Origin of the sequence: Aliarcobacter vitoriensis, assembly GCF_048320235.1 — a bacterium.
Classification (GTDB): domain Bacteria; phylum Campylobacterota; class Campylobacteria; order Campylobacterales; family Arcobacteraceae; genus Aliarcobacter; species Aliarcobacter vitoriensis.
Genome location: NZ_CP182882.1, coordinates 2004189 through 2016853, shown reverse-complemented (window position 1 = coordinate 2016853; position 12665 = coordinate 2004189). Strand labels below are relative to the sequence as shown.

Genomic DNA, 12665 nt, shown 5'->3' with positions numbered 1-12665 from the left:
AATTTAATACTTATATCCATCACTTGGACTAGCTAATTTCCAAGTTTTTTTTGATTGTTCTTTTTGTGTCAAAGCACTAATACCAAAGCTACAAGCTCTCCAAGCTGCAAATTCAATAGAAACTTTTTCTCCAGTTGGTTTAGCTTTTTCATCAACTAACTCTATCTCTTTTGAACCATTTTTTAAAGCATCTTGAACAGATTGAATATATTGACTAGCTTTCATTCCAAATCTCATAAATTCAACTTTTTCTTTAATGGCTATTTCATTATACTTTGTAGCTGTTTGTATCACTTTTTCTATACCATTAGATTTTACATCACACTCTTTTTTTACATCAAGATGAGAATAACTATCTGAAAATAAAGAAACTGAAAACAAAGCTGTAACTAAAGATATTTTTAAAATTTTATTCATCTTTTATCCTTTATTTTCTTACATCAGGTCCATCAACTGGTAAACCATTTGACATATAAGCTAAGAAGTAAAGAAGTTCTATCATCTCTTGACTCTCATCTTTTGGTGGAACTTGTCCTTGATCAACAACACAACCAGATATTCTTCTTTCTAAAGTACCTATTTCATCCCATTTAAGTCTATAAACAGGGAAATGTGTTACTTGTCCAACTAAAGGAGAAAGTATCTCATTTCTAACTCTTTTTCCTGCTCCATCAACATGGCAATTAGAACAAGCTAGTTTTAAATAACCTCTTTGAGTATAATAATATTCTTTCCCTCTTTCATAAGCATCTTTTTGTGCTTGACTTTCTATTTTAACATCAAAGATTTTACCAGCTTCTTTGCTTTCATTTAAAAAATATGCTTGAAACTCTGCCATAGAACCTTTTCTAGTTCCCCACTCTTTTTCTCCATTTGACCTTAAACAGTCGTTAATTGCCGAAGTTAAAGAAACCATCTTTTTTGTTTTCTCATCATAGTATGGGAATGTACCAGCAATCGTTAAATCAGGAAAACATGTTTGTAGTGAATTACCATTTAAAAAAGGTTTTGTGTAGAGTTCTTCTCCTTTTTCGATAGCATCTTCATAAGGTGGCATCTCTTTTAATTCATCATATTGAAATTTTGCATCTTTTGCATAAGCATAACTTCCAATATTAAAATCCAAAAATTTCAAATTTTTTTCATACTTTGTTTCTAGTTCTTGAGCATCAGAATATGGAAAAAATCTAGCTTGGTTTTTTGCTGCATCTTCAAACTTTGCCTCAAAATATTTAATCATTTCAAGTCTATCTTTCTCTGCATCTTTATTAAAATTTGAAGCATTTAAAGATATAGTTGAAATAACTAAAAAAGCTATTGTTGTAACTATTTTAGAAAACATCTTCTCTCCTTTATTGAATCAAGTAGTTAAAACTACTTGATTTTTTCACTACTTGTATCAGTATTACCTTTTAAATCTTTCCAAGTCATTTCAACAGTATCTCCAACTTTTGCTCCCGTAAATGAGAATTTAAAGTATGGATCTTTTGATAGAAATTGACTTGAACTTACTTCATAAACAACTTTATCTCCAACTTTTGCAACTAAATAAGTAATAAAATTCGCCTCTTTTTTCGCTCTTTGAGCTTCTTGATAACTTAACATTTCATGACTTGCCAAAGCTTTTACTTCACAAACACCATTTTTATCTATTTTTGCTTTTATTTTTGTAGTTCCTGACATACTATATCCTTTTTAATTTATTTATATTTTTAATTCTTTATTTTTTATGATGATAAAATCAACCACCACAACCACCAAGTGTAACTTTAATCTCTTTAGTTGCAGAGTGTAATTTTCCATCAACTTCTGCAATAACAGTAACTTTCCCTGTTTGAGCCATTTTAATTCTAAATGCATAATCTAAAACCATGCTATCATTTACAGTAAATACTGCAACTGTACTTTCAGGATTTGCATCTTGGAATACTGCAATTTTTGAAGCTTTTAATTTTGTATCAAATGATATAGGTACAACTGCCCCATTTTCTGCAATTTCTGGTGCCTTTAAGTTAATACCACTTTCAGTTGTAGTAGTTGTTCCAAAAAGCTCTTTTATTGCTTCATCAACTTTTGTAGCAGTCCAAGCTTTTGGCTTACTTGCTCTAAAATCTTCTGCACTCAAATTTGTAGTTGCAATTGCAACAGCACTTAAACCTATTCCTAAAAATTTTCTTCTATCTAACATAATTCATCCTTTATTTTAATTTATTGTTTTTATATATGCAACAACAGCTTTAATCTCATCGTCACTTAACCAACCATTTCTTCCAAAAGCTGGCATTGAAGTAGTTGGATTTGTTGTTGATGGATCAAAAATTTTGTCATATAAAACTTCCTCTGGCCACAAAGCTAAAAATTGTAGTTTTGGTCCCATATTCCCTGGTCCATCAAGTTCTTTACCATTTGCATCATGACATGCCAAACAATTTCCTTTAGTATTTGTATTAAAAATTTCTTCTCCCTTTTTAATCAAATCACTATCCAAAGCAAAGCTATTTAAAGCTAAAAAAGAACTTATTGATAAAACAGTTACATATTTTTTGATTAATGTCATTTGAAATCCTTATTTACTTGAATTAATCATATAATCAATGATTTCTTTTGTTTTTTCATCGCTTATATCCACTCCACCTTTAGGTGGCATAGTATTTATACCATTTATTCCATTATAATAAACTTGTTCTAAGCCTTTTTCCATAACCTTTATCCAAGCTTCTTTATCCCCAACAACTGGTGCTCCAATAGCTGCATTTGAGTGACAAGCTGAACAATTAGTTTCATAATCTACTTTTCCAGGAAGCATAATACTTGTATCCAATTTTGGTAACTCTCTAAGCGTTGAAAGTGGTTCATTTGCAGTTTTTGTTAAATCATCTTGAATTCTTAAAACAAGATTTTCAACATCACCTTGAATACAATCTTTCATACATCTAGTTCCAGTTCCATAATTTGTTGGATTACCAAGATATTCAGTCATATTTTTTACACCTTGAATTGGATTATCAGTTGTGTTTGTTTCAGGATAAAATCCATTTACATTTGGCATAACAATTTTCAAAAATTTCTCTTTATCTAACACATAATCATCATCTAATTCTTCACCATCTATTGTAATATCATTCAAAGATAATAAATAAGCAGTTAAAGCATAAGTTTCACTATTTGTTAAAGTTTTTGGAGCATTAAATGGCATCGATTCTTGAACATACCAAAATAATGTACTAGCATATGGCCAAAATGAACCTATTGTTTTATCAGGGCTTTCTGGATTTGGATGTTCATCTGCTGGATTTAGTCTTTGTTTTTTCAAACTTTCAACAGTTCCACCAGCTAGTTTTGGATAACCTTTTCCTCCACTTCCAAAATCACCATGACACATAACACATTGAGCATCATAAAGTTCAGCTCCCTCTTCTACACTTCCTTGGGCTTTCTTTGGTTGCCCATTTTCATCTAAAACAGCTTTTCCATGTTTCATATCAAATTCTGGCAATCCTGTACCATCATACATAACATCTAAATCCCAAGCTGCAATTTCAGTAGGAGTTGCATCTCTTCCTATATTAAACTTAGTACTATTTATATTTACATGGTATTGTGTATATTTTTCATCTTTTATCGGATATTTAACTCCTCCATCAACTGATATTTGAGTTTCATTATTTGTACTTGATGATTTATCAGATGTATCATTACAACCAGTAGCTAATACTATAAAACCAACAGCTAAAAGAGAAATTTTAAGCTTTGTGATGTTTTCTAATATGAACATTGTTACACTCTCCTTTATCTGTGATTTCCCAAGTTACTATTGCATTTCTATGGTAAACTGACTCAACTCCAACGGCACTTGTTTCTTGATCAATTGTTGGTTGAATATTTCCAAAATCATCATAAGCACGACTTGAAAGAAGTATGGGTTTTCCATCCCATTTATAAATAAAACTAAATCTCGTCCAAGATTTTGGTAAAACTAAACCTTTAAGTTTTGCTTCAACCCAATTATTTCCACCGTCAAAAGATATATCAACACCTTTTACTGTTCCATGTCCACTCCAAGCAATACCTTCTATTTCTACCATATCACCAGCTTTTAGATGTGTCCAAGGTTTTTCTGGACATGGTTTTGTAATAACCGAATTTACTTCATTTACCCAAAAGAACCTTATAGATTTTCCATCTTTTTGAAGCATAGTATATTTTGAAGTTTCTTCCTTTGCATGCCAAGGTTTGTCACTAAATTCTAATCTATTTAACCATTTAGTATTTAAATTACCTTCCCAACCTGGAACAACAAGCCTTATTGGATAACCTTGTTCTGCCCTTAAAGCTTCACCATTTTGTCCCCAAACAACCATAACATCATCAAGAGCTTTTTCTACTGGAATTGTTCTTGGATTTGAAGCATTATCACTTCCAACAGCCAACATCCAAACTGCATCTTTTTCTAAACCAATATCTTCAAGTATTGTTTTTAGCATAACTCCAGTCCATTGTGCTGAACTCATCATACCTTTCATAAACTGTAAGCTATTAAATTGTGGAGCTCTCCATTCAGGACTTCCATTTGCTGGGCATTCGATAAAATATGTTCTTGTTTCACTTGGATATCTTTTAATATCTTCTAGTGTAAGAACTACCTCTTTCTTTACTTTACCATGAATCATCAATCTATACTCATTTGGGTCAATGTGTGCTGTTCCACCATGATTTCTAGTAAAGAATAATCCATTTGGAGTAATTATTCCTTCACTTTCATGAATTGGGCACATTGATATAGATGCATATGCATCACCAGATGATAATAAATCATGAGTTCTTCTAATATTATTATGTTCATAAGGAGATGGTAATCCATAAGGATTTTTATTTACAACATCTCCAAGCTTCTGTCCCCAAGGTGCTTCATTTATAATTGCTGGATCATCTGCTCTTAAAGCAACTGGCGATAATACTGATGCAACACTCAAAGCCCCAGCTGAGTACATAGCAGTTTTTTTGAAAAAATCTCTTCTGCTAGTTACTTCTACAACTTCAGAATTTTTACTATTATCTAAAACTTTACTGCTCTCCAAGCTAACCTCCTATAAAAATTTATTTAAATCTATATTCTCAATTTGATTATAAATACCATAAGTTAAATTTAAACTTAAAATATTAAATATTCTTATATAGATTTAAAATTCTACACCTATTGAGTAGCATAAATATAGCATTAAAAATAAGTTTTTATTGATTATTTTATTTTCTTATAATTAAAAAAACAGCCAGTTATAATTTGCTGTTTTTTATAAAGTTTAGTTGATTTGAGGATTTACTTTAAAGAATTTATATAGTTTTCTAATAATTATCATTAAAAGTAAACCATCTATCATACTTGCAATAATAAATGAAAAATATTCAGATTCACTGATCAATCCATAATTGTATGAAAGCATTGCGATTGCAACCATAAAAGTAAGTGGCATAGAATCACTTAAAGCAAAAAGTGCAGTTTGTTTTGGTTTTAAATATTTTAAAAATACTAAATAAGAGCTAATAAACCTTATACTCACAATTGCACACATAATAAATAGTGCATGAGTTAAAATATCTAAAGTTATCATATCTAATTTTACAGTTGAACCTGTATATATAAAAAATATTGGAGCAAAAAAACCAAAACCAAAAGATTCTATTTTGTGTAGAAGTTCTTGTTTTTGATGAAAAAACATTTTAAAGAAAAGTCCAGCTGTAAATGCTCCTAAGACAACATCTATTTTTAAAATTAGCATAATAGATACTAATATTAAAAGTAGTGATATCGAAAATCTTATATCTTGGTCATGTTTATCATCAACATTATCTGGAATTAAATATTTTTTTACTTCAGGAAACCACCAAAAAGTCATATATGAAAATCTTAATAATAAAATTGTAGCAGCAACAACTCCTATAATAGTAAGAATAGAAATAAAGAAATTACTACTTAATCCATACTCTGTCCAACCAGCAAATAAGGTAAGTGCTAAAATACTTATTATTTCTCCAACAACACCTATTGATAAGGCAAGATTTAGCCATGGTTCTTCTTTTCCATACTCTTTTATAAGCATCATTAACATTCCAAGTGAGAAGATAGGAAGAGCAACAAAATAAGTTAAACCTAAATCAAAAATCCAACAAACAATACCTGAAATAGTGTATAGAAGTATAAAATATAAAATAACATTTACAGCCATAGTAGATTTTATAACTTTTACTAATTTGAAATTTATTTCCAATCCTGCTAAAAACATCAAATAAACAAAGCCAAACTTAGCAACAAGCTTTAATGTCTCATCATCATAAATAAGACCTAAATAACCACAAAGTAATCCTAACAATATTTCTATAACAACAACTGGTGTTTTTATAAGCTTTGAAATAAGTGGAGATACCATAATTATGGTACAAATCGTAATAATTAAAAGTATTTTTTCCATATTTTTCCTAAAAAAATATCAATATTTTATTGATTTTCATCTTTGATTAATCCAGCTTCTTTTAAAAATGGACTATAAATAAAAGTTAATTTTTTTATTTTGTCATATTTTGCATAAGATAGATATAAAATATCCTTTGCCCTTGTAACAGCAACATAAAAAAGACGTCTCTCTTCTTCCAAACTTCCACCTTTACTCATAAGTTTTCTGTTTGGAAATCTTCCATCCATCAGATCTATTACATAAACTTCTTTAAACTCTAGCCCTTTACTTGCATGGATTGATAAAAGGTTTACTCCTTCTCCTTCACTTAATTCACTTCCGCCTAAAATCATAGAATTGATAAATTTTGATAAATCACTAAAATTTCTTGAAAGATTTTTTAAAAGCATTGCTTTTCTATTGATTTTAGCTAAGGCTTTCGTTTTTTGTATTGGATTTATTGTTCCATCTTTTTGAGTTGCTCTTTTTGTAGATAAAAACTCTTTAATTTTTGAATAAGCCATTGATGAACCAATCATAGTTATTAAGCTTTCAGGATTTTTTGTTCTTCGTAATTGTTTGAAAAGTAAATATAAATCATATAAATACTTTGCACTATCAACATTTAGTTTTGGATGTTTTAATATAGGATTTGATAAAAAAGCTTCTTCAAAATTACAATCTTTATATTTAGATACACTTCCTAATTCTAAAAAATCATCAAAAAGTCCTAGTTGCTGATTTTTAACTTTTTTATTATCAAAAGGGTTATTTATAGATGGATTAGGAGAGAAAAGTCCCTGAAAAATATTTCCATCTCCTAAAGTAATCAAAGCATCGAACAAATCTTTTGCAACTGCTTTTCCTATGCCTTTACCATGTTCTACTATATGAATAAATGCCATCATATCATTGTTTGAAACTTGTAATACCAAAATATCAAGTATAAATTTAACCTCTACTGAATCAAAAAAACTCATTCCACCTTTTCTTTTAGCTGGAATTGAGAACTCTCTTAAATTTGCTTCTATTCCATCTGCACTTGAGTTATTTCGATAAATTATTGCTATTTCATTATGTGGAGTTTGACTTTGTGAAATCAGTTTTGAAATATATTCATATTGAGAAAAAAGTTCATCAAAAGCTAAAAGTTTTGGCTGGTAAATAGCTTCACTTCTTACAACTTCAAGTTTTTTTTCATAAACTCTTTCATTAAACTCTATAACTTTTGTTGCTAAATCTAAAATAGGTTTAGTTGAACGATAGTTTTTTCTTAAAGTAAAAACATTTGAATCATTATATCTTTTTGAAAATGTAGAGATAATTCCAATATCTGAACCATTGAAAGCATAAATACTTTGGTCATAATCTCCTACACAAAACAGAGATTTTGGTTTAAAAGCATCAAGTAATCTTCCTTGCAAAGGATTTGTATCTTGATATTCATCTACTAAAATTTCTTTAAATTCAAAATCTTTATCTCCTAAAACTTCAAGCATAGTTGTAAGCAAATCATCAAAGTTTACATATCCATACTCTTTTTTTAGAGTGTTAAACTCATCAATAACATCTTCATATATTAAAGTATATATTTCATGTGCTGGACTTTTTTCTTTTATCCATGTTGAAAAATCTTCATTATTATGAGAATTTAAATATAAAGAGTACATATCGTATAAATATCCACCATCATAAGGAGAAGCTTCATCGCTTCTATCCATAAAAACTCGTTTTTCATATAAAGATTTAAATAAAGTTTTTAATTCATTTGGTTGTTTTAATGCAATATTTAAGTTTAGCTCTTTTAAGAGCTTGTAAGAAACGGAGTGAAAAGTTCCAGCTGTAATTTTTTTAGCTATCTCATTTCCAAATATTTTAGAAACCCTAGAAACCATCTCTTGGGCTGCTTTATTTGTAAAAGTAAGTAGTAAAATCTCTTTGGGATTAATACCAGAATTCAACAAATAAGATATTCTTCCAACAATCGTAGATGTTTTTCCTGTTCCTGCACTTGCAATGATGAGATTATATCCGCTTTTGCAAGTTGCTGCTAAGAGTTGTTCTTGATTTAAGTTTGATAGAGGCATTTTTAGGCTTATTTAATTATTGTATAAAGTGAAATCATTTTGGAATAGTATCATAAAAGTTTTAAGAAAGATTGAAAAAAAGACAAAAAAAAAGGTCGCCTAGGGGAAGCGACCTTTTCTACACAAGGAAACATAAAAAAATTATCTATTTAAGAAACTTATCTTAAAAATACTCGTATAAATTAAGCTATGTTAAACTTAACTTATACCGAAATTATACACAAAAAAGATTAATCGAAAATTAATTCGAACTCCATTTTGAAATATTTTCTACCTTTTTTTCATTTTCCACTAAAATAGTAATGTATTTAAAAGACCATATTATAAGGGCTAAAACTAACAAAATAGCACTTAACTCTATAAAAAAGATATAGTTTAAACCAAAATTTGAACTAATTGAAGCAAAGATTCTAATAAAAGTTAAAATCTGAACTGCAACAAAAACTGAAACTGCAAAAAGTTTTGTTTCTATTTTTCTTCCAGAGTGTCCTAACACAACTCTAGTTCCAAATCCAACTAAAACTGTAACAAAATATCCAATAGCAATAGTATGAATTACAACTTTCTCAAAGAAAAAATTTGGGTTAATAAAAGCAAAAATTCCTTCAATAATTGATATAAAAAATGCAATTAAAATCCAATACAATCCCAAATGTAGAATCCAAACAATTGGAGGAACTTTAAAAGTTGGTAATTTCCATATAAACAACTCTCTTACTAAAAATATAAAAATAGGAATATCCGAAATTAAATTCAATTTAGGATTATCAAAAGATAGCAATATAACTTTTAAAATAAGTAATAGAAATAATATATCTAAAAGTTTGCTACTTTTATTTATAACATAGTTTGGAACCATAACTCTTGTAAAAAAAGGAATCATTCTTTGAGAAATTGCAAAAACAATCATAAATAAAAAGAGATAAAAACCACCATTTATAGCAACTTTTGATAGCATATAAGAGTTTGTAAAATCTAAATTTGAAGCAATGTAAAAAAAGTGAGATATAAGTCCAGCTATAAAAGAAATTAAAACCCATTTTGTATCATTTTTATCTTTCATAATACTTTTTTTATGAATTGAATATAGCAATTTAAAGCTCATAATCTGAACAATAAAAAGTATAATTTGGAAAATAAAAGTTATTTTTGAATAAAAAATCAAAGATAAAAAAATACCAATACTAGCAAATAAATATATAAAAAATTGCTTCATATATTCATTTACAGCTATTTCACTTTGCATCAAAAATTTTGGAAAAACAACAAATAAGAACCCTAAAAAAAACTGTATAAAAACAACAAATATTAAACTATAAGCATGATAAGTTAAAAGTGAACTATCTAAATTTATTATATTTGAGTAAGCAAGAGCAAATAGTGTAATAAAAAGTATGAAAAAAACTATACCACTTGTAAAAAATGGTTGATGTGGCTGAGAAGCAAATTTTTTATACCAAGAATTCATAAAATCTCCTAAATATTAATTTAGAAGATTTTATCTATTTTTTATCAAATATACCTTGATATTAAACAAGATCTAAAGATTATTCAACTCTTTACAAGCAATATCCAATTTCATATCACAAGCTTGTTTAAAATATTGTTTTGCTTTATTTTTATTTTGTGATAAAAACTTTCCATCAATATACATAACTCCCAAATTGTAACAAGCATAAGAATATCCTAAATCACAAGATTTTTGATATAGATTTATAGCTGTTAAAGGAGATTGTTCTACACCATTTGCATTATTGTATTTTAGTGCCAAAGAAAAACAAGCTTTAGGATTGTTTAATTCACAAGCTTTTGTATAAAACTCTACAGCTTTAAAATTATCTTGCTCTACACCATTTCCCTTTTCATACATTGTTGCCAAGTTAAGACAAGAAAAACTAATTCCATCTTTACAAGTTTTTATATACAAATCAACAGCTTTAAAACTATCACTTTGTACTCCTTGTCCTTTTTCATACATATATGCTAAATTATAACAAGCATTTTTATGCCCTTCATTACAAGCTTTTGTAAATAATTGAAAAGCTTTTTCATAGTTTTTAGCTATATGTTCACCTTTGTAATACATAAGTCCTAAATTATAACAACCAGCAAATGCACCTTTTTCACAAGCATTTTTAAATATATTTGCAGCTTCTAAGACATTCCCTTTTTCAAGTTCTAAATAACCATCTTCTACCAAACTTGCATTTGATATTTGAAAAGAAAAAAATGATACAAACAAAAGTTTAAGTATATTTCTAAACATAATTAACTCCTTTAAAATAAAAAGATTTTACGAAATATGTTACTATTTTTAGATTAATTAAAGATAAATTAGAGAGATTTTAAAAGATTATAGCTTAGAATTTTTCTAAGCTATAATTATATTGTTTTAGTGACAACTTCCACAACAAGAAGTTGATGTAGCATCTTTAAGAGCAGCTAAAACAGACGCATAATCTGGTTCAGAAGTTATTTCAGGAACTATCTCTTTATAAGTTATTTTCCCAGAAGGATTTATTATAAATATTGCTCTTGCAGTTAAACCTGCTAATGGTCCATTTGCTTGTAAAACTCCATAAGACTTTGCAAAAGCTTTTGCTCTAAAGTCAGATGCAACTTTTAGGTTTTCAATTCCTTCTGTTGTACAAAATCTTTTCATAGCAAATGGTAAATCCATTGAAACTATAACAACTTCTGCATTTTCTATTTTTGAAGCTTCTTCATTGAATCTTCTAGCTTCTGCAGCACAAACACCAGTATCTAGAGATGGAACTGCTACAACAATTTGAGTAAGACCTTGTTGTCCACCAATAGTAACATCACTTAAATCAGCTCCAACTCCACTTACAACAGGAGCTATATCTCCAACATTTACTTCGCTACCACTTAAATTTACTTCTAATTCACCTTTAAATTTTACTGTTGCCATTTTAAACCCTTTGTATTAATTTTTTATTATACTTTTTTCTTCTAATGCCTCTTTTTTTGCTTTTTCATTTATCTCATCAAATCTTTTTAATATAGCTTCAATACCATAAAAAAATTGAAAATAAAAAGTAAAAAACATAGGAACCAACAAAGAAAAGAACTCATAACTCTTTCTATAAACTATAAAATCATAAGTTTGAAAAGAAAAAGATGCAAAAAATAGTACTAAAAAAAAGAAATAACCAAATTTCCTAAATTTCTCAAATCTTATACTATTACTAAATCCAAACATACTTTTCCTTTTTTTATGATATTCATTTGTAATTATATTAAAATAGGATAAAAATACTCTTATTCTAAATCAAGAATTTTTACTATTTAATCTAATACAATTTTCTTCTAATACAATTTTTTTTCGTTCTATTAATTTTGTTAAAGTAGCCTTAAAAGCCTTTTTACTCATAGCAAATATGTCTTTTATATCACTAGCTTCACTTTTATATGTAAAATTTACACTTCCATTATTGGCTTTTAATATCTCAATAACTTTATCTTCATCAACTTTTTGTCCTATTTTTTGTAAACTAATATCCAATTTTCCATCTTCTCTTACACTTTTTACATAAGCTCGTTTTTTATCACCTATTTTAATATTTTCAAAAATTTCAGAGTGAAAAATCATACCTTCATAAAGATTATTTACAATAACTTTAAAACCAAGTGGTGTTTTTGAATATAACAATATCTCAACCTCATCACTTTTATTTAAATTTTTTATCTCTTTTTTTAATTCAAATTTTTCAGAAGCACAAAGTCTATTTGTTCTTTTGTCTAGCTGAAGTTGAAGAACTTTATAAGTTCCTTTTACAAAAGTACTTTTTTGTTTATTCTTTGGAACTAAAATATCTTTTGGCAATCCAATATCTACAAAAGAACCAAATTTTGCATTGTCAACAACTTGTAAAAAGGCAAACTCATTTACATATATATAAGGTTTCAAAGTAGTAGCAACAAGTCTATCTTCACTATCTGTGTAGATAAAAACATCAAGTAAACTATCTATTGCCATCTCTTTTTTAACATAAGCATTTGGCAATAAAACCTCTTCTTCATCTAAACTTTTTAGGTACAGTCCTGGTTCACTTGCTCTATAAATTTTTAGGGTATTTATCTTCCCTACTTCTATTTTTTTATTCAT

General features: G+C 28.0%; 14 protein-coding genes. All 14 read right to left on the bottom strand.

All coding sequences use genetic code 11. The features are described 5' to 3' along the window. Positions 1 to 3: 3 nt before the first annotated feature. The 14 genes from ACNSOS_RS10045 to ACNSOS_RS09980 all read right to left on the bottom strand — a co-directional run bounded on the left by ACNSOS_RS10045 (position 4) and on the right by ACNSOS_RS09980 (position 12665). Positions 4 to 417, bottom strand: a complete 414-nt coding sequence (locus ACNSOS_RS10045; RefSeq protein ID WP_113895016.1) for a hypothetical protein — start codon at positions 415 to 417, stop codon at positions 4 to 6. A gap of 10 nt (positions 418 to 427) precedes the next feature. Next, a complete protein-coding gene (gene soxA / locus ACNSOS_RS10040; RefSeq protein ID WP_418185176.1) occupies positions 428 to 1342 on the bottom strand; it encodes a sulfur oxidation c-type cytochrome SoxA in 915 nt (304 codons plus the stop codon). A 32-nt stretch (positions 1343 to 1374) separates the two neighbouring features. Further along, positions 1375 to 1683: a thiosulfate oxidation carrier complex protein SoxZ gene (gene soxZ, locus ACNSOS_RS10035; RefSeq protein WP_113895018.1), complete on the bottom strand. Its 309-nt coding sequence runs from the start codon at positions 1681 to 1683 to the stop codon at positions 1375 to 1377. Positions 1684 to 1741: 58 nt separating this feature from the next. After that, positions 1742 to 2188, bottom strand: a complete 447-nt coding sequence (soxY, locus tag ACNSOS_RS10030; protein ID WP_418185175.1) for a thiosulfate oxidation carrier protein SoxY — start codon at positions 2186 to 2188, stop codon at positions 1742 to 1744. A 15-nt stretch (positions 2189 to 2203) separates the two neighbouring features. Further along, positions 2204 to 2557, bottom strand: coding sequence for a sulfur oxidation c-type cytochrome SoxX (gene soxX / locus ACNSOS_RS10025; RefSeq protein ID WP_418185174.1), 354 nt, complete (start codon positions 2555 to 2557; stop codon positions 2204 to 2206). Positions 2558 to 2566: 9 nt separating this feature from the next. Beyond that, the gene (locus tag ACNSOS_RS10020; RefSeq protein WP_418185173.1) at positions 2567 to 3775 is read right to left on the bottom strand and encodes a c-type cytochrome; all 1209 of its coding nucleotides are present in this window, start codon (positions 3773 to 3775) and stop codon (positions 2567 to 2569) included. After that, a complete protein-coding gene (gene soxC, locus ACNSOS_RS10015) occupies positions 3744 to 5078 on the bottom strand; it encodes a sulfite dehydrogenase (RefSeq protein WP_113908470.1) in 1335 nt (444 codons plus the stop codon). Before soxC ends, ACNSOS_RS10020 begins: the two co-directional genes overlap by 32 nt. 222 nt (positions 5079 to 5300) lie before the next feature. Next, positions 5301 to 6467 carry a cation:proton antiporter gene (locus ACNSOS_RS10010; RefSeq protein ID WP_418185172.1) on the bottom strand — a complete coding sequence of 389 codons (1167 nt, stop codon included), beginning with the start codon at positions 6465 to 6467 and terminating at the stop codon, positions 5301 to 5303. Between the two features lie 26 nt (positions 6468 to 6493). Next, positions 6494 to 8536, bottom strand: coding sequence for an ATP-dependent helicase (locus tag ACNSOS_RS10005; RefSeq protein ID WP_418185171.1), 2043 nt, complete (start codon positions 8534 to 8536; stop codon positions 6494 to 6496). A gap of 241 nt (positions 8537 to 8777) precedes the next feature. After that, positions 8778 to 10004, bottom strand: a complete 1227-nt coding sequence (locus ACNSOS_RS10000; protein WP_418185170.1) for an NnrS family protein — start codon at positions 10002 to 10004, stop codon at positions 8778 to 8780. A 72-nt stretch (positions 10005 to 10076) separates the two neighbouring features. Further along, positions 10077 to 10802, bottom strand: a complete 726-nt coding sequence (locus ACNSOS_RS09995; RefSeq protein WP_418185169.1) for a tetratricopeptide repeat protein — start codon at positions 10800 to 10802, stop codon at positions 10077 to 10079. Between the two features lie 126 nt (positions 10803 to 10928). Next, a complete protein-coding gene (gene prx-suh / locus ACNSOS_RS09990) occupies positions 10929 to 11468 on the bottom strand; it encodes a thiol peroxidase Prx-SUH (RefSeq protein ID WP_418185168.1) in 540 nt (179 codons plus the stop codon). A gap of 15 nt (positions 11469 to 11483) precedes the next feature. Further along, complete coding sequence (locus ACNSOS_RS09985) at positions 11484 to 11759, bottom strand: hypothetical protein (RefSeq protein ID WP_418185167.1); 276 nt, start codon at positions 11757 to 11759, stop codon at positions 11484 to 11486. Positions 11760 to 11828: 69 nt separating this feature from the next. Further along, positions 11829 to 12665 (bottom strand): S1 RNA-binding domain-containing protein, encoded by an 837-nt coding sequence (locus ACNSOS_RS09980; RefSeq protein ID WP_113895029.1) that lies wholly within the window; start codon positions 12663 to 12665, stop codon positions 11829 to 11831.

Bases quoted from the DNA above. Each gene is read 5' to 3' on its own strand.
- ACNSOS_RS10045 (WP_113895016.1), bottom strand. From the start codon at position 417: ATGAATAAAATTTTAAAAATATCTTTAGTTACAGCTTTGTTTTCAGTT.
- soxA (WP_418185176.1), bottom strand. From the start codon at position 1,342: ATGTTTTCTAAAATAGTTACAACAATAGCTTTTTTAGTTATTTCAACT.
- soxZ (WP_113895018.1), bottom strand. From the start codon at position 1,683: ATGTCAGGAACTACAAAAATAAAAGCAAAAATAGATAAAAATGGTGTT.
- soxY (WP_418185175.1), bottom strand. From the start codon at position 2,188: ATGTTAGATAGAAGAAAATTTTTAGGAATAGGTTTAAGTGCTGTTGCA.
- soxX (WP_418185174.1), bottom strand. From the start codon at position 2,557: ATGACATTAATCAAAAAATATGTAACTGTTTTATCAATAAGTTCTTTT.
- ACNSOS_RS10020 (WP_418185173.1), bottom strand. From the start codon at position 3,775: ATGTTCATATTAGAAAACATCACAAAGCTTAAAATTTCTCTTTTAGCT.
- ACNSOS_RS10010 (WP_418185172.1), bottom strand. From the start codon at position 6,467: ATGGAAAAAATACTTTTAATTATTACGATTTGTACCATAATTATGGTA.
- ACNSOS_RS10005 (WP_418185171.1), bottom strand. From the start codon at position 8,536: ATGCCTCTATCAAACTTAAATCAAGAACAACTCTTAGCAGCAACTTGC.
- ACNSOS_RS10000 (WP_418185170.1), bottom strand. From the start codon at position 10,004: ATGAATTCTTGGTATAAAAAATTTGCTTCTCAGCCACATCAACCATTT.
- ACNSOS_RS09995 (WP_418185169.1), bottom strand. From the start codon at position 10,802: ATGTTTAGAAATATACTTAAACTTTTGTTTGTATCATTTTTTTCTTTT.
- prx-suh (WP_418185168.1), bottom strand. From the start codon at position 11,468: ATGGCAACAGTAAAATTTAAAGGTGAATTAGAAGTAAATTTAAGTGGT.
- ACNSOS_RS09985 (WP_418185167.1), bottom strand. From the start codon at position 11,759: ATGTTTGGATTTAGTAATAGTATAAGATTTGAGAAATTTAGGAAATTT.
- ACNSOS_RS09980 (WP_113895029.1), bottom strand. From the start codon at position 12,665: ATGAATAAAAAAATAGAAGTAGGGAAGATAAATACCCTAAAAATTTAT.